Below are 19,517 nucleotides of genomic sequence, written 5' to 3'. Positions count from 1 at the left end.
TGGTCAGCCGAGCTGGGGGATAACGGCCTCGGCGAAGAACTGCACCTGGTCGAGATCCGACATGTCCAGGAGCTGCAGGTAGACCCGCCGGACCCCGGCCTCGAGGAATGGACCGAGCTTGTCGACGATCTCGTCGGGAGTGCCGACCGCGGGTGAGTTGCTCCGCAGCTCGTCGACCTCGCGGCCGATCGCGCCGGCGCGCCGGGCGATCTCGGCCTCGTCACGACCGGCGCAGACCACGAACGCCGCCGAATAGGTGAGCGAGTCCGGGTCTCGGCCCGCCGCCTCGACCGCGGCGGCCACCCGGGCGTACTGCGTGGTCAGCGTCTCCAGCGGGACGAACGGAATGTTGAACTCCGCGGCGAACCGCGCCGCCAGCGCCGGTGTCCGCTTGGCGCCGCCACCGCCGATGATGATCGGCGGGTGCGGGGACTGGACCGGCTTGGGCAGCGCGGGAGAGTCGGCGACGCTGTAGTGCTCACCGGTGTAGTCGAACGTCTGACCCGCCTCGTTGGTCCACAGGCCGGTGATGATCTCCAGTTGCTCGGTCAGCCGGTCGAACCGCTCGCCCAGCGGCGGGAACGGGATCGCGTACGCCTTGTGTTCGGCTTCGAACCAGCCGGCTCCTATACCGAATTCGATTCTGCCACCGCTCATCTCGTCGACCTGCGCGACCGAGATGGCCAGCGGCCCGGGATGGCGGAACGTCGCCGAGGTGACCATGGTGCCCAGCCGGATCGACGACGTCTCGCGCGCCAGACCCGCCAGCGTCACCCAGGAGTCGGTCGGGCCGGGCAGCCCGTCCCCGCTCATCGCGACGTAGTGATCCGACCGGAAGAACGCCGAGTACCCGGCGCTCTCGGCGGTCTGCGCGACCGCGAGCTGATCGGCGTAGGTGGCGCCCTGCTGAGGTTCGACGAAGATGCGGAAGTCCACGTCCTCAGCCTAGGGTCACAGTCCGCCGCGTGACGCCTTCACCCTCTCGACCAGGTCGGCGGGGCCGTCGAACTCCACGCGGGCCTCGTCGCGTCCGGCCGCGAAGAGCAGCAGCTCGCCGGGCTCGCCGGTGACGGTGAGCGTCGGCCCGCGCCCGGCGGTGGCCACCGTGTCGCCCTGTGGGGTGCGCATGACCACCTTCGCGGGCGCGCGGCGCAGCGTCAGCCGCGCCATCATCCCCACCGGGCGGCGCAGCGAGCCGGTGGTCTGCTCGTCGAGGGGCCGCGGCTCCCACCCGGGCCGCGCCCGCCGTACGTCCTCGTGATGGATGAACATCTCCGCCACGTTCGCGATCGGGTCGAGCAGCTTGAACGGCGAGTACAGCGGCGGCCCGTCGGCCACCTGTTCCACGAGGGCGTCCCAGTCCGTCGACGCAGACACCTGTTTCTGCACCCGCTCGGTGTAGTCGGCGAACGCGGGGATCAGGATGCCGGGCGCGGCGTCGAGCCGGCGCTCCCGCACCACAAGGTGGGCAGCCAGGTCGCGGGCGTCCCAGCCCTCGCAGAGTGTCGGGGAATCGGGTGCGGTTTCGCGGAACGTCGCCACCAGGGCGGCGCGTTCTCGCTGAGCAACGGTCATGCCACGAGCCTAGCCGGGCGCTCAGCCGTCGGGCAGCCGCCAACCACGCGGCCCGGGCAGCTGCACGGCGGATTCGGGCCCCCACGAACCTTTTTCGTAAGGTTGCACCGGCGGCGGGTCGTCCAGCACCGGCTGGCACACCTCCCAGAGCCGGTCCACCTCGTCGGAGCGCGCGAACAGGGTCTGGTCACCGCGGATGACGTCGAGCAGCAGGCGTTCGTAGGCGGCCAGCGAGTCGTCGGCGTGGTCGGACCGGGTCAGCTCGAGCCGAGAGCTGAGGCGCTCGACCGCTGTGTCGGGGCCGGGGCGTTTGACGTTGAGGTCGAGGGTGGCGACGGGGGCGTCGGTCAGCTCGAGTGCCAACTCATCGGGTGCGGGGAGATCCCCGGGAAACGGGGATGGCGGGGTCCGGAAGGTGAGTGTGACCGTACGGCGTTTGTCGTCCAGGGCTTTTCCGGTCCGCAGGTAGAACGGAACGCCGCGCCACCGTTCGTTGTCGACGAAGGCCTCCAGCGCGACGAATGTCTCGACATCGGAATCGTCGGCGACGTCGTCGTCGTCGCGGTATCCGCGGTACTGGCCGAACACCACCCGCGCCGGGTCGAGGGGCCGCATGGCGGCGAACACCGCGGCCTTGGCCTCGCGAAGCGCGACGGCGTCCATGGTGGTCGGCGGCTCCATGGCGACGAAACCCAGGACCTGGCACAGATGGGTGGACACCATGTCGCGCAGGCAGCCGGTCGACTCGTAGAAACTGCCCCGCCCCTCGAGGGCCAGCTCCTCGGGCACGTCGATCTGTACGGATTCGAGATGCGCTGCGTCCCAGGCAGGTTCGAGAAGACCGTTGGCGAAACGCAGAGCGAGGATGTTCTGCACGGCCTCCTTGCCGAGGAAGTGATCGATGCGGTAGATGCTGTCCTCGTCGGCGACCGACGCGATGGTCTGCTGTAGTGCGCGGGAGCTCTCGAGGTCGGTGCCGAACGGCTTCTCGACGATCAACCGGGCGCCCTCGGCCAGACCCTCCCTGCCGAGCATGGCGATCATCGGCTCCATCGCGGTCGGCGGAACCGACAGGTAGATCAGCGTGGTGGTCCTCGGTCCGAGGGATTCCCGGGTTCGCCTTACAGCGTCCGCCAGGGCTGCTCCGTCGTCGGCACTGGCCGACTGAAACGTCAAGCGGGGCAACAATGTATCGACCACCGCGTCGTCGACGCCGTCGATCGAGTCGGTCAGACCGGCCCGCACCGAGTCTCGGAACTCGTCGTCGCTGCCGGGGGCGCTGCGACCGGACCCGATGACGGCATACTCGTCCGGCAACCGTCCGCCGGCGGCCAGCCGGTACAGGCTGGGGAACAGCATCCGGCGCGCGAGATCGCCGCGGGCGCCGAAGAGCACGAGGACGACGGGGTCGTGTGCGCGCATCCCAGCCTGTTCCCGGCCGACGGGGCGGGTCAAACCCCGACCGGGCTAGAAGCTGGCGACACCCTCGACGCTGATCGTCATGCCGTGGCCGGTGCCGTCGTTGGTGAACGTGGTGCCGTCCTCGCCGGCGTCGATGGTCCAGCCGAGCGCGGAGTAGGTGCGGTAGTCGAGGGTGACGGCCGGGATCGCGCCGAGGTTGCCCAGCACCCAGCTGACCCGGCCGTCGGCGGTGAGGCGCACGCCGTTGGCCGGTTCGCCCTCGACCTCGGGTGCGTTGGTGAACGCCGACTCGCAGCCGACCTCCTGCTCGTCGAGTTGGCAGCGCGTCTTGCCGGACTTCGTCTGGATGAACACGTAGCCGTCCTGCGGGCTCAGCACCTCGCCCGAGGGCTCGCGGGTGGGCGCCGGCGATGGCGCGGGTGCCGTGGTGGCCGGCGGGGGAGTCGACCGACTCGGCCGTGGCGTGGGGAAGTCGGGTTCGATGCCGGTGTCGGGCGTGCGGGTGGCGGTGCCCTCGATCGACGACTGGCAGCCGGCGAGCACGGCGACGGCCAGTACCCCCGCCGCCGCCAGCCGCATCTTCATCTGGTCCAGCGTACGCAGAGTGTGGCCGGTGTGACGGAAGTGACTCGCGGGCGGGTAGATGTCCTCATTCGTGGCCGCATTCGTGGCTGACGCGAACGTGCCGTGACGGTAGTCGACGACGCCACTGCGCGACGCTGGGTGCACGTTCGCGGGGAATGTCGGGAACAAATCGCGTGGCGACCCCGTTGACCACTTCGACAGTTGAGTGAATCAGACTCAAGTTTGGCTTGACACGGCGTAGCCGACAGGAGCAGTCTTGAGCCCGGTGCACTCAGTACACATGATTCGTCTATTCAGGAGGCAGTAACTATGGCTCGTGCGGTCGGCATCGACCTCGGGACCACCAACTCCGTCGTCTCAGTTCTCGAAGGTGGCGATCCCGTCGTCGTCGCGAACTCCGAGGGCTCCCGCACCACTCCGTCGGTCGTCGCGTTCGCGCGCAACGGCGAGGTGCTGGTCGGTCAGCCCGCCAAGAACCAGGCGGTGACCAACGTCGACCGGACGATCCGTTCGGTGAAGCGGCACATGGGCTCCGACTGGAGTGTGGAGATCGACGGCAAGAACTACACCGCGCAGGAGATCAGCGCACGCGTGCTGATGAAGCTCAAGCGCGACGCCGAGAGCTACCTCGGCGAGGACATCGCCGACGCGGTCATCACCGTGCCCGCGTACTTCAACGACGCCCAGCGTCAGGCCACCAAGGAAGCCGGCCAGATCGCCGGCCTCAACGTGCTGCGCATCGTCAACGAGCCGACCGCGGCCGCCCTGGCCTACGGCCTGGACAAGGGCGAGAAGGAACAGACCATCCTGGTGTTCGACCTCGGTGGTGGCACGTTCGACGTGTCGCTGCTCGAGATCGGCGAGGGTGTCGTCGAGGTGCGTGCCACCTCCGGTGACAACCACCTCGGTGGCGACGACTGGGACGACCGGATCGTCGAATGGCTCGTCGACAAGTTCAAGGGCACGTCGGGCATCGACCTGACCAAGGACAAGATGGCGATGCAGCGGCTGCGCGAAGCGGCCGAGAAGGCCAAGATCGAACTGTCCAGCTCGCAGAGCACGTCGATCAACCTGCCCTACATCACCGTCGACGCGGACAAGAACCCGCTGTTCCTCGACGAGCAGCTCACGCGCGCGGAGTTCCAGCGCATCACGCAGGATCTGCTCGACCGCACCCGTAATCCGTTCCAGCAGGTCATCAAGGACGCCGGCATCGCCGTCGGCGACATCGACCACGTGGTGCTCGTCGGCGGCTCGACCCGCATGCCCGCGGTGTCCGAGCTGGTCAAGGAGATGACCGGCGGTCAGGAGCCCAACAAGGGCGTCAACCCCGACGAGGTCGTCGCCGTGGGCGCCGCGCTGCAGGCCGGCGTGCTCAAGGGCGAGGTCAAGGACGTGCTGCTGCTAGACGTCACCCCGCTGAGCCTCGGCATCGAGACCAAGGGCGGCGTGATGACCAAGCTCATCGAGCGCAACACCACGATCCCGACCAAGCGTTCGGAGACGTTCACCACCGCAGACGACAACCAGCCGTCGGTGCAGATCCAGGTGTTCCAGGGCGAGCGTGAGATCGCCGCGCACAACAAGCTGCTCGGCAGCTTCGAGCTGACCGGTATCCCGCCGGCCCCGCGCGGCGTGCCCCAGATCGAGGTCACGTTCGACATCGATGCCAACGGCATCGTGCACGTCACGGCCAAGGACAAGGGCACCGGCAAGGAGAACACGATCAAGATCCAGGAGGGCTCCGGCCTCTCCAAGGAGGAGATCGACCGGATGATCAAGGACGCCGAGGCGCACGCCGACGAAGACCGTCAGCGTCGCGAAGAGGCCGATGTCCGCAACCAGGCCGAGTCGCTGGTCTACCAGACGGAGAAGTTCGTCAAGGAGCAGCGTGAGGCCGAGGGCGGATCGAAGGTCTCCGAGGACACCTTGACCAAGGTCGACGGCGCGATCGCCGAAGCCAAGACGGCGCTGGCCGGCACCGACATCTCGGCCATCAAGTCCGCGATGGAGAAGCTGGGCCAGGAGAGCCAGGCGCTGGGCCAGGCGATCTACGAGGCCACCCAGGCCGAGCAGGGCCCGTCCGGCGGTGACGGCGCGGGTCCCTCCGACTCCAGCGATGACGTGGTCGACGCCGAGGTGGTCGAGGACGACCAGGAGCGCAAGTGAGCGACGATCAAGAGCCGATCACCGTCACCGACAAGCGCCGCATAGACCCGCAGACCGGCCAGGTGCGTGACGCACCTGAGCCGGCCTCCGGGCCGGCCGAGGAAGTGCCGACGGTCTCGGAGGAGTCGCAGGACAAGGCGGCCGAACTGATCGCCGACCTGCAGCGGGTCCAGGCCGACTTCGCGAACTACCGCAAGCGGTCGCTGCGCGATCAGCAGGTGGCCACCGAGCGGGCCAAGGCCCATGTGGTGACCCAGCTGCTGCCGGTGCTCGACGACCTCGAGCGGGCCCGCGCGCACGGCGACCTCGACTCCGGGCCTCTCAAAGCCGTTGCGGACAAGCTGGTTTCGACCCTCGAGGGGTTGGGCCTGAGTCCGTTCGGCGAAGAGGGCGACGTGTTCGACCCGTCGCTGCACGAAGCCGTGCAGCACGAGGGCGACGGCACGCACCCGGTGGTCGGGACTGTTATGCGACGCGGCTACCGGGTCGGTGACCACGTGGTCCGCCACGCGATGGTCGGCGTCGTGGACACGGTGCCCGACGCGGCCGAGGCCGGTAATGCCGACTCGGAATCGCAACAGCACTCAGAATCATAGAAATTGACCATTCACGACGAGCAGGTGAGGAGGTGACGCGGTATGGCCCAGCGCGAATGGGTTGAGAAGGACTTCTACAAGGAGCTCGGCGTCGCCTCCGACGCCGGCCAGGACGAGATCAAGCGGGCCGCCCGCAAGATTCTCGCCGAGAACCACCCGGACCGGAATCCCGGTGACGCCGCGGCCGAGGAGCGGTACAAGTCCGCCTCGGAGGCCAAGGAAGTGCTCACCGACCCCGCCAAACGCAAGGAGTACGACGAGACCCGTCGGCTCTTCGCCGGCGGCGGGTTCGGTCGGGGGCGCTACAGCGGCGGCGGCGGTGGTTTCGGAGGATTCGGCGGAGGCGACGGTCAGGAGTTCAACCTCAACGACCTGTTCGACGCCGCAGGCCAACAGGGTGGCGCGAACATCGGTGACCTGTTCGGCGGGCTGTTCGGCCGCGGCGCGCAACAGCCGCGCCCGAGCCGCCCCCGGCGGGGCAACGACCTCGAGACCGAGACCGAGCTGAGTTTCCTCGAGGCCACCAAGGGCGTGGCGATGCCGTTGCGGCTCACCAGTCCCGCCCCGTGCACCAATTGCCATGGCAGCGGCGCGCGGCCGGGCACCAGCCCGAAGGTGTGCCCGAACTGCAACGGCGCCGGCGTCGTCAGCCGCAACCAGGGCGCGTTCGGATTCTCCGAGCCGTGCACGGAATGCCGTGGCAGCGGGTCGATCATCGAGAACCCGTGCGACGAGTGCAGGGGCACCGGGGTGACCACCCGCACCCGCACCATCAACGTGCGGATCCCGCCGGGAGTCGAGGACGGGCAGCGCATCCGGCTGGCCGGACAGGGCGAGGCCGGTCTGCGGGGCGCCCCGTCGGGTGACCTCTACGTCACCGTGCATGTGCGGCCGGACAAGGTGTTCGGGCGCAACGGCGACGACCTGACCGTCACCGTCCCTGTCAGTTTCCACGAGTTGGCGCTGGGGACAACGCTTTCCGTGCCGACGCTGGAAGGCAAGGTCGGGGTACGCGTGCCCAAGGGCACGTCCGACGGCCGGATCCTGCGGGTGCGGGGCCGCGGTGTGCCGAAGCGCTCCGGCGGTCACGGCGACCTGCTGGTCACCGTCAAGGTCGCGGTGCCCTCGAACCTCGAGGGTGAGGCCGCCGAGGCCCTGGAGGCCTACGCCAAAGCCGAACGCGCCAGCGGCTTCGACCCGAGGGCGGGATGGGCAGGTGCGCAATGAGCGCCGGCCGCAACGACGCGAACAACCAGGCGAGGACGTTCCTGATCTCGGTGGCTGCTGAGCTGGCCGGCATGCACGCGCAGACGCTGCGCACGTACGACCGGCTCGGCCTGGTCAGCCCGGAGCGCACTTCCGGTGGGGGACGGCGCTATTCGCAGCGGGACGTCGATCTGCTCCGTGAGGTGCAGCGGCTGTCCCAGGACGAGGGCGTCAACCTCGCCGGCATCAAGCGCATCATCGAGCTGACCAATCAGGTCGAGGCGCTGCAGTCCCGGTTGCGCGAACTCACCGCCGAGGTCGAGCACCTGCGTGCCCAGCCGCGACCGAAGAGCACCGCGCTGGTGGTCTGGCAGCCGCGCAACAAGCGCTAGGACTTCCGCCGAAACTGTATTCCACGCGCGAAATCTCGGGATTTTCCGCGCGGAATACAGTCTCGGCGGGGGAGCGGTCAGTTGACCGTGATGCGGAAGCGGGAGACCGCCGACTCGCCGGGCTGCACCTCGCGATAGCCGCCGCGCCGCAGCGCGTCGGTGGGTGCGGCCATCGGCTCGAAGCACACGACGTCGTCATCGCCCGGCGCGAACACCTGCGTGGCGGTGAAGCCCTCGTCGAAGTGCACCTCGATGCGCCGGTCGCCGCCGGAGAGTGCGAACACCGAGGCCGGGGCGACTTCGTCGAACCCCTCGTCGATGAACCTGTCGCCCAACAACTCCGACGCGGCGGCACGCTGCTCGACCCGCCCGGTGGGGATGCCCCAGGCGTTGACGGGTTGATACCGCATCGCAGGCGTCTCGATGCGCCACTGCGCGCGCGGCACGCCCGGCAGCTGCAGATACGGATGGAATCCGAAACACATCGGCACCCGCGAACCTGTCGTCGCGGTCACCGTCGTCGTCACCGTCAGCGTCCGGTCGGCCAGCGTGATGTCGAGCGTCAGCAGGTGCGGGAACGGGAACGTCGCCAGCAGCGCGGGCCGCGCCGCGAAGTCCAGCTCGGCGGTCAGTTGGGACTCGAGCAGCGTCGTGACGGTCCAGTCCTTGTACGCGGCCAACGTGCCGTGGATCGGAACGCCGTGCTGATCGGTGCGCACACCGCCGGTGCCGGGCGTCAGGGTGACCACCGCGCCGTCGACGCCGTAGCCCATGCTGCTGAGCCGGTTAGCCCACGGGTACAGGATCGGGATGCCCATGGTCTTGTGGTTGGAGACGTAGGCCTGCAGTCCGCGGCGCTGGCCCAGCAACTCGACGCCGTCGTCGGACAGGGAGGTGCCGACCATTCCTGCCTCGGGCACGTAGGTTGCGGTCAGCGGGGACGACGGATCACGCAGCGTGACGGTTTCGAACGCGTCCATGCCCCAGATCCTGCCACGTGTGCTCAGCTCGCCAGCGGATCGTGGCGGATTCGTTCGGCGGGCGCGCCTTTGGCGATCAGCGCGGCCTTGGTCGCGGCCACCATGGCCGGCCCGCCGCACACCAGGATCTGCCGGTCGCCCCAGTTTCCGTACCGGGTCACCACCTCGGGAAGCCGGCCGGTCTGGCGGACGTGCAGGCCGCGGGGCGGCGTGACGTCGGGGTACCGGGCGGCCCACGGCGGATTGAAGGCGAACTCCGACACCGGCGTGACCGACAGCCACGGATTGGTCGACGCGATCTCCCACAGCGTGCGCAGATCGTAGAGCTCACAGGGGTGCTTGGCGCCGAAGAACAGATGCACGCGGGGGTTCTCGCCGAACCGCGTCAGATCCATGATCAGCGTTCGCAGCGGCGCCAGACCGGTGCTGCCCGCGACCATCAGCACGTCGCCGTCGTCGCGGTCGACGTGCAGTGCGCCGTGGGGGTTGGACACCCGCCAGCGGTCCCCGGGACGGGCCTCACCGACGATCGCGGTGCTGACCATGCCGCCGGGCACCGACCGCACGTGGAACTCGAGGTAGCCGGCGGGATCGGCGGGGATCGACGGGCTGAGGTAGCGCCACCGGCGCGGCCACTGCGGGACCTGCACAGGCAGGTACTGCCCGGGTTGGTAGCCGAGGGCGTGGTCCATCTTCAATCGGATCACCGAGACGTCGCGGGCCGGCCGCAGGTGCTCGAGCACCGTGCCGTCGCAGAACGGTGGGCTGGTCTCGGCGTCCGCGGCGCCGCTCATCACGCCCACGATCAGCGTGATGACGTCGGTGACGGCCTCGGCGAGCCTGCGGTCCCATCGGTCGGCCAGATGGCTGCGCAGGGTGGCCAGCAACGCGGTCTGCAGGGTGTCGTAGTGGCCCGGGGTGACGCCGTACTTGCGGTGGTCCCGGCCCAGTTGGGCGAGGAAGGCCACCGGTTCCTCGGCGCGCTGGGCGATGAGCTCGTCGCACAGCCAGTTCAGCGCGTGACCGAAGACCTTGCGCTGGGTCGTCATGTCCGGCGGGAACAGATCGCGCGCGGAGAGGTCGGCGGCGAACCAGCGGGTGTAGAACTCGGCGACGAGCTGCTCGGCGCCGGAGTCGAGCGCATCCCGCAGGATGCGCATCGAGTCGCGGTCTTCGAGGCCCACGCCGCACGATCCTAGGTCACATCGCGGCCGGCTTCCGGTGACGAACAGCGGCGGTGACCACGAGTGCCGATCCGGCTGTCAGCCAGGCGACGAGAACGACGATCGCCATCGAGGCGCCTGTGCCACCGAAGGCCGCCGTGGAGCGCAGCAGTGTCGCGGTCGCGCCCTGCGGCAGCCACTGTCCGACCTCCCCCCACGGGGCAGGCAGCATCTGTGGCGCGCTGGCGAGCCCGGACAGCGGATTACCGACCAGCAGGGCCAGCAGGGCACCGACCGCCAGGCCGGCCCGGCCGAAGAGCGCACCGAGGCCGAGGACGAACACCAGAGCGGCGGCCACGCCGAGGCTCAGCCCGGCGGCGACGGCCCAGAAGTGCTGATCGATCGAGCCGAGCACATAGCGCAGCAGTGCGGCGATGGTCAGGCCGGCGGCGCCTGCGGACACCATCGCGGCTGCCAAGCGGATGCCGTGCTCGGTCGGCAGGAGCAGCAGCAGCGCGATCGCCGGCAGCAGGCCTGCCAGCGTGATCGGCAGCGCCGACGCGGCGATGCCGGCGCCGCGCGGGTCACGGGCGGTGGGCGGCGCCAGATCGTCGATCCGCAGTGGAGTCGGCGTCCGGCCGGCGATCTGGGTGAGCAGTTGCGCGACTGCCGGACTCGCCCCCGACGCGATCAGCAGCGTGGGCTGCTGGTCGGAATGCGCGGGCAGCACCAGCCCGCCGTACACCTCGCGATTCCGGATGGCGTCGGCGAGCGCGTCCGCGCCGGGGTAGTAGGTGACGGCGAACGCCCCGGGTGCCTTCTCGTCGAGCATGGCAGCGACCCGTCCGCTGGCGGCCTGTGGGCCGGCCGCGCCGATGGGGAGGTCGTGCGGTCCCGACCGTGCTGCGGGCAGGGCGAACGCGATCGTGACGATGGCCAGCGCGGCCGTGATCGCGAGGATGACGCCGGCCGCGCGGGCCGTGGCGGAGGAGGGATGAGCGACGTCGGCAGAACGGTGGTGGCGAGTAGTTGCAGTGGTCACGACGACCTCTTTTCATTGACTGTTGAATTACGGTGTGGGTGCAGCGTAGAGCGCATGGGGCTAGAATTCAATACTCGTTGAAATGTTACGGTGCACCGGTGCCTCGACCAGCGGAGACCGTGAAGCGCCGTGGCCGCCGGCAGGGCGGTCCCGTGCCCCGCGAGCAGGTGCTGGCCGCCGCCACGACGCGCTTCGCCCGCGACGGGTACGACAAGACCACGCTGCGTGCCATCGCCGACGACGCGCGCGTGGACGCCGCGATGGTGGTGTACCTGTTCGGATCGAAGGAGAAGCTGTTCCGCGAGTCGCTGCAGCTGATCCTCGACCCGGACATGCTGGTCGCGGCGCTCGCAGGCGCCGAGGACGACGGGCCGGACATCGGCGAGCGGATGGTCCGCACCTACCTGGGGTTGTGGGAGGCGCCGCAGACCGCGGCCAGCATCCGCGCCATGGTGGCATCGGCGACGTCGCATCCCGAGGCCAACGACGCCTTCCGCGGCTTCGTCCAGGACTACGTGCTCGCCGCCGTTTCCGACATCCTGGGCGGCGGCGAACAGGCGCGGTTGCGCGCGATGCTGGCGGCGAGCAGCCTGGTCGGCACCGCGATGCTCCGCTACGTCATCGGTGTCGCGCCTCTGTCGGAGCTGCCCACCGACGATGTCGTCCGGCTGGTGGCGCCCACGGTGACGCGGTATCTGACCGCTGACGCCGCCGAACTGGGCTTACCGCTATAGGCCGTGAACGCCCTTGTACAGCACCAGAAGTCCGATCACCACCAGGATCACGGCGACCAGCGTCGCGTGCTGACGCTCCAGCCAGTCCTTGAGGCGCGTCAGCGCGGGGTCGAGCCGGTCACCGGACACGGCATAGCCCAGCACGGGCAGCGCCACCGTCGAGCCCGCCACCACGACGTACCACGCCTCCGCGATCCACACCTCGGGCGAGTCGATACCGGCCGAACCGATCGCCAATCCTGCTGCGGCACAAAGGAACAGCACTTTGGGGTTGACCACCGTCAGCGCGACGGCGGTCATGGCGGCCTTGGCCGGGGTGAGTGACGTCATGCGCGTCATCCAGCCGGGCATGTGCTCGGACTTCTTCCGGGTGGCCCACCGGTAGCCGCCGAACGCGACGAGAGCCACACCGACGACGATGCGCAGCCACGACGCCCAGCTGGGCGGCTTGTCGCCGACGCCGCCGAGCAGGTTGGACAGTTCGACGAAGATCGCTGTCAGCGCCGCGAGGCCGACGAGCCAGCCGGCGAGGAAGGCCAGTCCGGTCGGGCGGGGCCGCGGGGTGTGCAACACCAGGACCGCGGGGATGATCGACAGCGGCGACAGCGCGACGACCAGTGCCAACGGCACGAGCTCGGTCAAGATCGGTCCCCACGACACCGGCAGAACGTAGCAGGGTGGGGCCCTGCGGACCACCGGTATCGTCGGTCGATGATCCAGCCCGGTCCGCGCCCGGTGACAGCGGTGACCGTCTTCCATCCCGGCGGTGACGACGGGGCGTTCGAGCGGTGGGCACAGGAGCTGTTGAGATCCGCGGCCGTCGGGGCCGGCCACCTGTCCGGACGTACGGCGTCGCCGGGTGCCGCCACCCTGGATCGCGCTGTCGCAGTGACGTTCTCGGACGAGGCCGCGCTGCACACCTGGCTCGACAGCAGTCAGCGCGCCGAGATCCTCGGCGAGGGAGCGCTGCGGGGGTTCTGGCAGTCGTGCACCGACCTGATCCTCAGCGAGGAGGGTGCGGGTACCGCGGGTATCGGGGTGTTCCGGCATGCGGTCGCCGCGGGCCGGGAGGACGGCTTCCTCGCCACGCAGATGCGGCTGTGCGCGGCGGCGGCCACGCAGCCCGGGTATCAGGGCACCGTGCTGCTGCCTGCCGATCGGGACGGCGAGTGGACGTCGATGGTGCGGTTCCGCACCGGTGCGCAGCTGGCGCGCTGGATCGGGTCCGACGAGCGGGGCGCGGCACTGGAGAACCTGCGCGAAACTCTGAGCAGAGACTTCGACATCGTCTCCGGAACCACGCCGTTCGGCACCACGGTGCGGGTGCGGGACGGCCGCACGCTGATGACACCCAACTGGAAGTCGGCGATGCTCGTGCTCGCCGTGCTGTACCCGACGGTGATGCTGATGTCGCGGTTCCTGGGCCCTGTCGTCGACCATCTGGGCGCGCAACCGTGGCTGGGGTTGTGGATCAGCCAGATCGTGAGCGTCACCCTGATGCAGTGGTGGCTGATGCCCGCGGCGTCGCGGCCCTTCCACCGCTGGCTGGATCCGGTGGACGGGGCGGGCGCCCGGGTCGGCCTGGCCGGCGCCGCCGCGATCCTCGTCGCCTATGCCGTGACGCTGGCGTTGTTCGCCACCGTGCACGAGCTGCAGTTCTGGGATTACGGGGACTTACGATGAGTCCGCACGGCCGACCAGGTCGGAACGGTATGTCGATCAACCACCTTCTTGCCGTCGTGCCGGTCTCCGACATCGCGACCAGCCGGCAGTGGTACGCGTCGCTGTTCGGCCGCCCCGAGGACAACAACCCGATGCCGTCGCTGGTCGAGTGGCAGGTGCTGCCCGGCGCGTGGGTGCAGGTCTTCCACGACGAGGCCCGCGCCGGCTCGGGCCTGCTCAACCTCGCCGTCGACGATCTCGAAGGCCACCTTGCCGCGCTGGGCGACCGCGGTCTGGATCCCGGCGCAATCACCGACGCCAACAAGGGCGTTCGGCTCTCGGCGCTGACCGATCCCGACGGCAACGCGGTCACGCTCATCGGCGGGTTCCGGGTCCGCTACTGAGCGTTGGTCCGGCGGTCACGGGCCCGACACCTGCGCGCGGGACCGTGACCGATGTGTCGATCCCCCCGACGCTGGTGGGCTTCGGCCTGATCAACGGGTTCACGTTCGGTGTCGACCTGGCGCTGCTGACCGTGCTGCACGGCGCGGTCGGAGCGCCCTATCCGGTCGCGGTCACCCTCGCGTACGGCTGTGCGTTCGCGTTGAGCTACGTCCTGAACCGGACCCTGAACTTCCGGTCGCACGCGCCGGTCGGTCCGCAGGTCGCCGTCTTTCTCGCCGTGGTGATCGTCAACTACCTGGCCTTCATCCTGGCGCTCTCGACCGCGCTGAACGTTCTCGGCGTGGACTACCGGGTGGCCCGGATGGCAGCCGGGGCGTGCGAGGCCGTCTTCATGTACTGCGCGCTGCGGTGGGTGGTTTTCCGCCGTTGACCTTTGCGGTGCCGTTGGTCCCTAGTGCGACCGACGCAAAAAAGTTAAAGTTGAGCGGAACAGACTCAAGATTGATGACGTTGTAGAAGCGGACAAGCATTTGACGGGCCACTTTCTGCGGCCCATCGGACATGAAAGTGAGGTGTCGTGGACTCGTTCAACCCGACGACCAAGACTCAGGCGGCCCTGACTTCGGCGCTGCAGGCGGCCACTGCCGCGGGCAACCCGCAGATCACGCCCGCTCACCTGTTGATGGCGCTGCTGACGCAGAACGACGGCATCGCCGCCCCGCTGCTCGAGGCTGTCGGCGTCGAACCCGCGACCGTGCGCGCCGAGGCGCAGCGACTGCTCGACCGGCTGCCCAGCGCCACCGGATCGGCGTCGCAGCCCCAACTCGCGCCGCAGTCCGTCGCGGCCATCACTGCGGCCCAGCAGTTGGCCACCGAGATGGACGACGAGTACGTCTCCACCGAGCACCTGCTCGTCGGCCTGGCCACCGGGGACAGCGACACCGCCAAGCTGCTGACCGGCCACGGCGCGTCGCCGCAGGCCCTGCGGGAGGCGTTCGTCAAGGTTCGCGGCAGCGCCCGCGTCACCAGCCCCGATCCCGAAGGCACCTACCAGGCCCTGGAAAAGTACTCCACCGACCTGACCGCGCGGGCGCGCGAGGGCAAGCTCGACCCGGTCATCGGCCGGGACACCGAGATCCGTCGCGTCGTGCAGGTGCTGAGCCGTCGCACCAAGAACAACCCCGTGCTCATCGGTGAGCCCGGCGTCGGCAAGACCGCGATCGTCGAGGGCCTGGCCCAGCGCATCGTGGCCGGTGACGTGCCGGAGAGCCTGCGCGACAAGACCGTCGTCTCCCTGGACCTCGGTTCGATGGTGGCAGGCGCCAAGTACCGCGGTGAGTTCGAGGAGCGGCTGAAGGCCGTCCTCGACGACATCAAGAACTCGGCCGGGCAGATCATCACGTTCATCGACGAGCTGCACACCATCGTCGGCGCCGGCGCGACCGGCGAGTCCGCGATGGACGCCGGCAACATGATCAAGCCGATGCTGGCGCGCGGCGAGCTGCGGCTGGTCGGCGCGACCACGCTCGACGAGTACCGCAAGTACATCGAGAAGGACGCCGCGCTGGAGCGCCGCTTCCAGCAGGTGTTCGTCGGGGAGCCGTCCGTTGAGGACACCGTCGGCATCCTGCGTGGTCTCAAGGAGCGCTACGAGGTGCACCACGGCGTGCGCATCACCGACTCCGCGCTGGTGTCGGCCGCGACGCTGTCGGACCGCTACATCACCGCGCGGTTCCTGCCCGACAAGGCCATCGACCTGGTCGACGAGGCCGCATCCCGGCTGCGGATGGAGATCGACTCCCGTCCCGTCGAGATCGACGAGGTCGAGCGTCTGGTGCGCCGCCTCGAGATCGAGGAGATGGCGCTGGCCAAGGAGGAGGACGCCGCGTCCAAGGAGCGGCTGGAGAAGCTGCGCTCCGAGCTGGCCGACAAGAAAGAGGAGTTGGCCCAGCTCACCAGCCGGTGGCAGAACGAGAAGAACGCCATCGACATCGTCCGTGAGCTCAAGGAGCAGCTCGAGACGCTGCGCGGCGCGGCGGACCGGGCCGAACGCGACGGCGACCTGGCCAAGGCCGCCGAGCTGCGGTACGGCCGCATCCCCGAGGTCGAGAAGAAGCTCGACGCGGCGATCCCGACCGCGCAGGCGCAGGAAGGCGTGATGCTCAAGGAGGAGGTCGGCCCCGACGACATCGCCGAGGTGGTGTCCGCGTGGACCGGCATCCCGGCCGGCCGGATGCTCGAGGGTGAGACGGCCAAGCTGCTGCGCATGGAGGACGAGCTGGGCAAGCGCGTCGTCGGCCAGCGCAAGGCCGTGCAGGCCGTGTCCGACGCGGTGCGCCGGTCGCGGGCCGGTGTCGCCGACCCGAACCGGCCGACGGGCTCGTTCATGTTCCTGGGCCCGACCGGTGTCGGCAAGACCGAGCTGGCCAAGGCGCTGGCGGAGTTCCTGTTCGACGACGAGCGGGCGATGGTCCGCATCGACATGAGCGAGTACGGCGAGAAGCACTCGGTGGCTCGGCTGGTCGGTGCCCCTCCCGGATACATCGGCTACGACCAGGGCGGTCAGCTGACCGAGGCGGTGCGCCGGCGTCCGTACACGGTGATCCTGTTCGACGAGATCGAGAAGGCACACCCGGACGTGTTCGACGTGCTGCTGCAGGTCCTCGACGAGGGCAGGCTGACCGACGGGCAGGGCCGCACGGTCGACTTCCGCAACACGATCCTGATCCTGACGTCGAACCTGGGGGCCGGCGGCTCCGAGGAGCAGGTGATGGCGGCGGTGCGCTCGGCCTTCAAGCCGGAGTTCATCAACCGTCTCGACGACGTGATCATGTTCGACGCGCTCGACCCCGAGCAGCTGGTGTCCATCGTCGACATCCAGCTCGAGCAGCTGGCCAAGCGGCTGGCGCAGCGCCGGTTGACCCTCGAGGTGTCGCTGCCCGCCAAGAAGTGGCTGGCCGACCGCGGCTTCGACCCGCTCTACGGGGCACGGCCGCTGCGCCGCCTTGTGCAGCAGGCCATCGGCGACCAGCTGGCCAAGATGCTGCTGGCCGGCGACGTGCACGACGGCGACGTGGTGCCCGTCAACGTCAGCCCGGACGGAGACCGCCTGGTCCTGGGCTGAGTTCCGACCGCGAGCAGACACGAACTCGCGCGTTTTCTGCGGAAAGCGCGCGAGTTTGTGTCTGCTCGGCGGAAGTCAGAAGTCGGTGCTGGCGAGCTCGGTCTCGCTGCCGAGCAGCGCCGCGACGATGCGCTCGGCGACCGCGTCGGGGTCCAGGCCCGTCGGAAGGCGCGGCGGATCACCGGCGATGGCCCGGCCCGCCAGGCCCGTCTCGGTGTGCGGCGGCCGCACGTCGACGACGCGGATCCTGCGCCGTCGCGCCTCGGTGCGCGCGGCGGTGAACAGCGCCGCCGTCGCCGCCTTGACCGCGGAATACACCGCCATGTTCGGCATCGGCTTCTCCGCGACGACCGCGCTGATGCCGAGGATCACCCCGCCCGGCTCGAGCACCGGCAGCGCGGCGCGCAGCACCCGCAGCGGCGCCAGGAAATCGACAAGCACCAGGTCGTCGACGGTGTCGTCGTCGATGTCGGTGAGCGGTCCGAACGCGACCACCCCCGCCGCGATGACCACCCCGTCGAGCCGGCCGTGCTTCTCGCGGGCCGCTTCAACGACGGTCCGCCCGGCGTCGGGGTCGCGCAGATCGGCGGTCACGGCATGGACGTCGCCGATCGCGGCCAGCGCGTCGGCGGAGCGACCCGTCACCGTCAGGTCCGCGCCGCGGTCCGCCAGCAACCGCGCGATGAGCGATCCGAGCGCGCCGCTCGCCCCCACGACGAGGTAGGCCTTACCCGACAGGTCGGTCATCCGGTCAGTATGCGTGGCCAGCGCCGACGGGAGATCCCGGAGAAGGTGACCGGGTTGTGACCCATTCGGATTCGGACCGGACCGTCGGAAGCGGATACTCTGAACGCAATGGTTCCGCTCTGGTTCACGCTGTCCGCACTCTGCTTCGTGGGTGCGGCGGTACTTCTGTACGTCGACCACGACCGCCGCCGCGGTCTGGGCCGGCGCCGCAAGTCGTGGGCGAAGTCGCACGGATTCGACTACGAGCAGGAATCCGCCGACATTCTCACGCGCTGGAAACGCGGCGTGATGTCCACCGTCGGCAACGTGACCGCCAAGAACGTGGTGCTCGGACAGATCCGCGGCGAGGCCGTGTTCATCTTCGACCTCGAAGACGTCGCCACCGTGATCGCGCTGCATCGCAAGGTCGGCACCAACGTCGTGGTGGACATGCGGCTCAAGGGCATCAAGGAGCCCCGCGAGAGCGACATCTGGCTGCTCGGCGCGATCGGGCCCCGGATGGTGTACTCCACCAACCTCGACGCTGCCCGCCGCGCCTGCGACCGCCGGATGGTGACGTTCGCCCACACCGCCCCGGACTGCGCGGAGATCATGTGGAACGAGCAGAACTGGACGCTGATCAGCATGCCCGTGACCAGCACCCGCGCCCAGTGGGACGAGGGGTTGCGCACCGTGCGCCAGTTCAACGACCTGCTGCGCGTGCTCCCGCCGTTGCCGTCCGCGGCCACCGGTCAGCCCGTCGCGCGGCGCAGCGGCTCCCCGAGTCGCCCGCTCACCCCGGCCCCGGCCCATCGCGGCGACGCGCCGCCCCCGCCCGAATCGGGTCGGCACAGCCCGCAGCGCCGCCCCCAGCCGCCGGTGCAGCCGGTCCCGCCGGCCCCCCGCAACGGGCGGCAATCGCCGAACTATCAGCGATAAGTATTCTCTGGGGCATGTCTCGCCCCGTCGCTCTGATCACCGGACCGACGTCCGGGATCGGTGAGGGCTTCGCGCGCCGCTACGCCGTCGACGGCTACGACCTGGTGCTGGTGGCCCGTGACGTCAGCCGGCTGGAGCGCCTCGCCGCCGAACTGCGCGACGAACAGGGCGCCCGGGTCGAGGTGATCCGCGCGGACCTGTCCGAGTCCGCCGACCGGGAGGCGGTTGCCGCGCGGCTGCGCGCCGGGGTGCGGGTGCTGGTCAACAACGCCGGCTTCGGCACCGCCGGAGAGTTCTGGTCGGCACCCTACGAACAGCTGCAGGCCCAGCTCGACGTCAACGTCACCGCCGTCATGGCGCTCACCCATGCCGCGCTGCCCGCCATGCTCGCCGCCGGAGAGGGCACGGTGCTCAATGTGGCCAGCGTCGCGGGCCTGCTGCCCGGGCGCGGCTCGACGTACTCGGCGTCCAAGGCGTGGGTGGTGTCGTTCTCCGAGGGACTGGCCAACGGGCTGGGCGGCACCGGCGTGGGGGTTCACGCGCTCTGTCCCGGCTTCGTTCGCACCGAGTTCCACGCGCGCGCCGGCATCGACATGGCCGGGACCGCGTCGTTCCTGTGGCTCGACGTCGACGACGTGGTCCGCGAGACGATGGCCGACATGGCCAAGGGCCGGGTCGTCATCATCCCCGGCCTGCAGTACAAGGCGCTGACCACCGGGGGTCGCCTGGTGCCGCGCAATGTCGTGCGCGCGCTGACCAGAGTCGTGGGCAAGGGCCGTGGCCGGACCTGAGACACC

General features: G+C 69.6%; 20 protein-coding genes. 11 read left to right on the top strand and 9 right to left on the bottom strand.

Going from position 1 to position 19,517, the window contains the following annotated elements; genetic code table 11:
- Nucleotides 1–3: 3 nt before the first annotated feature.
- From G6N45_RS02285 to G6N45_RS02270, 4 genes are read right to left on the bottom strand one after another with little or no spacing between them, the layout of a single operon-like run.
- On the bottom strand, nucleotides 4–936 hold the full coding sequence (locus tag G6N45_RS02285) for an LLM class F420-dependent oxidoreductase (RefSeq protein WP_163720239.1): 933 nt from the start codon (nucleotides 934–936) through the stop codon (nucleotides 4–6).
- 15 nt (nucleotides 937–951) lie between these two features.
- Nucleotides 952–1,575, bottom strand: coding sequence for a TIGR03085 family metal-binding protein (locus G6N45_RS02280; RefSeq protein ID WP_163720238.1), 624 nt, complete (start codon nucleotides 1,573–1,575; stop codon nucleotides 952–954).
- A 21-nt stretch (nucleotides 1,576–1,596) separates the two neighbouring features.
- The gene (zwf, locus tag G6N45_RS02275) at nucleotides 1,597–2,997 is read right to left on the bottom strand and encodes a glucose-6-phosphate dehydrogenase (RefSeq protein WP_163720237.1); all 1,401 of its coding nucleotides are present in this window, start codon (nucleotides 2,995–2,997) and stop codon (nucleotides 1,597–1,599) included.
- Between the two features lie 45 nt (nucleotides 2,998–3,042).
- Nucleotides 3,043–3,582 carry a hypothetical protein gene (locus tag G6N45_RS02270; RefSeq protein WP_163720236.1) on the bottom strand — a complete coding sequence of 180 codons (540 nt, stop codon included), beginning with the start codon at nucleotides 3,580–3,582 and terminating at the stop codon, nucleotides 3,043–3,045.
- A gap of 309 nt (nucleotides 3,583–3,891) precedes the next feature.
- On the opposite strand from G6N45_RS02270, the gene dnaK reads away from it, so the two are divergent.
- Genes dnaK through G6N45_RS02250 form a run of 4 tightly spaced genes read left to right on the top strand, consistent with a single transcriptional unit; the run spans nucleotide 3,892 to nucleotide 7,945 of the window.
- Nucleotides 3,892–5,751 (top strand): molecular chaperone DnaK, encoded by a 1,860-nt coding sequence (gene dnaK / locus G6N45_RS02265; RefSeq protein WP_163720235.1) that lies wholly within the window; start codon nucleotides 3,892–3,894, stop codon nucleotides 5,749–5,751.
- Nucleotides 5,748–6,347, top strand: coding sequence for a nucleotide exchange factor GrpE (grpE, locus tag G6N45_RS02260; protein WP_163720234.1), 600 nt, complete (start codon nucleotides 5,748–5,750; stop codon nucleotides 6,345–6,347). Before dnaK ends, grpE begins: the two co-directional genes overlap by 4 nt.
- 42 nt (nucleotides 6,348–6,389) lie before the next feature.
- On the top strand, nucleotides 6,390–7,574 hold the full coding sequence (gene dnaJ / locus G6N45_RS02255; protein ID WP_163720233.1) for a molecular chaperone DnaJ: 1,185 nt from the start codon (nucleotides 6,390–6,392) through the stop codon (nucleotides 7,572–7,574).
- Nucleotides 7,571–7,945 carry a heat shock protein transcriptional repressor HspR gene (locus G6N45_RS02250; protein WP_057150279.1) on the top strand — a complete coding sequence of 125 codons (375 nt, stop codon included), beginning with the start codon at nucleotides 7,571–7,573 and terminating at the stop codon, nucleotides 7,943–7,945. Before dnaJ ends, G6N45_RS02250 begins: the two co-directional genes overlap by 4 nt.
- A gap of 77 nt (nucleotides 7,946–8,022) precedes the next feature.
- On the opposite strand, the gene G6N45_RS02245 is transcribed toward G6N45_RS02250, so the two are convergent.
- From G6N45_RS02245 to G6N45_RS02235, 3 genes are read right to left on the bottom strand one after another with little or no spacing between them, the layout of a single operon-like run.
- The gene (locus tag G6N45_RS02245) at nucleotides 8,023–8,925 is read right to left on the bottom strand and encodes an aldose 1-epimerase (RefSeq protein WP_163720232.1); all 903 of its coding nucleotides are present in this window, start codon (nucleotides 8,923–8,925) and stop codon (nucleotides 8,023–8,025) included.
- 23 nt (nucleotides 8,926–8,948) lie between these two features.
- Complete coding sequence (locus G6N45_RS02240) at nucleotides 8,949–10,109, bottom strand: FAD-binding oxidoreductase (RefSeq protein WP_163720231.1); 1,161 nt, start codon at nucleotides 10,107–10,109, stop codon at nucleotides 8,949–8,951.
- Nucleotides 10,110–10,125: 16 nt separating this feature from the next.
- Nucleotides 10,126–11,130, bottom strand: a complete 1,005-nt coding sequence (locus tag G6N45_RS02235) for an ABC transporter permease (protein WP_163720230.1) — start codon at nucleotides 11,128–11,130, stop codon at nucleotides 10,126–10,128.
- 98 nt (nucleotides 11,131–11,228) lie between these two features.
- On the opposite strand from G6N45_RS02235, the gene G6N45_RS02230 reads away from it, so the two are divergent.
- Nucleotides 11,229–11,864, top strand: a complete 636-nt coding sequence (locus G6N45_RS02230) for a TetR/AcrR family transcriptional regulator (RefSeq protein ID WP_163720229.1) — start codon at nucleotides 11,229–11,231, stop codon at nucleotides 11,862–11,864.
- Here G6N45_RS02230 and G6N45_RS02225 read toward each other — a convergent pair.
- On the bottom strand, nucleotides 11,859–12,530 hold the full coding sequence (locus G6N45_RS02225; RefSeq protein ID WP_163727622.1) for a GAP family protein: 672 nt from the start codon (nucleotides 12,528–12,530) through the stop codon (nucleotides 11,859–11,861). The two genes, G6N45_RS02230 and G6N45_RS02225, sit on opposite strands and share 6 nt — an antisense overlap.
- A gap of 45 nt (nucleotides 12,531–12,575) precedes the next feature.
- On the opposite strand from G6N45_RS02225, the gene G6N45_RS02220 reads away from it, so the two are divergent.
- The 4 genes from G6N45_RS02220 to clpB all read left to right on the top strand — a co-directional run bounded on the left by G6N45_RS02220 (nucleotide 12,576) and on the right by clpB (nucleotide 17,055).
- Nucleotides 12,576–13,547 (top strand): putative antibiotic biosynthesis monooxygenase, encoded by a 972-nt coding sequence (locus G6N45_RS02220; RefSeq protein WP_179965261.1) that lies wholly within the window; start codon nucleotides 12,576–12,578, stop codon nucleotides 13,545–13,547.
- Nucleotides 13,548–13,576: 29 nt separating this feature from the next.
- Nucleotides 13,577–13,930: a VOC family protein gene (locus G6N45_RS02215; protein WP_163720228.1), complete on the top strand. Its 354-nt coding sequence runs from the start codon at nucleotides 13,577–13,579 to the stop codon at nucleotides 13,928–13,930.
- Nucleotides 13,931–13,983: 53 nt separating this feature from the next.
- Nucleotides 13,984–14,361: a GtrA family protein gene (locus G6N45_RS02210; RefSeq protein WP_281353817.1), complete on the top strand. Its 378-nt coding sequence runs from the start codon at nucleotides 13,984–13,986 to the stop codon at nucleotides 14,359–14,361.
- Between the two features lie 147 nt (nucleotides 14,362–14,508).
- On the top strand, nucleotides 14,509–17,055 hold the full coding sequence (gene clpB, locus G6N45_RS02205) for an ATP-dependent chaperone ClpB (RefSeq protein ID WP_163720227.1): 2,547 nt from the start codon (nucleotides 14,509–14,511) through the stop codon (nucleotides 17,053–17,055).
- A gap of 75 nt (nucleotides 17,056–17,130) precedes the next feature.
- Here clpB and G6N45_RS02200 read toward each other — a convergent pair whose 3' ends face one another.
- Nucleotides 17,131–17,802, bottom strand: coding sequence for an SDR family NAD(P)-dependent oxidoreductase (locus G6N45_RS02200; protein WP_163720226.1), 672 nt, complete (start codon nucleotides 17,800–17,802; stop codon nucleotides 17,131–17,133).
- A 108-nt stretch (nucleotides 17,803–17,910) separates the two neighbouring features.
- Here G6N45_RS02200 and ttfA point away from each other — a divergent pair, with 108 nt between their 5' ends.
- Complete coding sequence (ttfA, locus tag G6N45_RS02195; RefSeq protein ID WP_163720225.1) at nucleotides 17,911–18,720, top strand: trehalose monomycolate transport factor TtfA; 810 nt, start codon at nucleotides 17,911–17,913, stop codon at nucleotides 18,718–18,720.
- Between the two features lie 14 nt (nucleotides 18,721–18,734).
- Nucleotides 18,735–19,511, top strand: coding sequence for an SDR family NAD(P)-dependent oxidoreductase (locus G6N45_RS02190; protein ID WP_163720224.1), 777 nt, complete (start codon nucleotides 18,735–18,737; stop codon nucleotides 19,509–19,511).
- Nucleotides 19,512–19,517 lie beyond the last annotated feature (6 nt).

Source organism: Mycolicibacterium psychrotolerans, from assembly GCF_010729305.1.
Classification (GTDB): Bacteria; Actinomycetota; Actinomycetes; order Mycobacteriales; family Mycobacteriaceae; genus Mycobacterium; species Mycobacterium psychrotolerans.
This window is presented reverse-complemented; position numbering and strand designations above follow the sequence as displayed.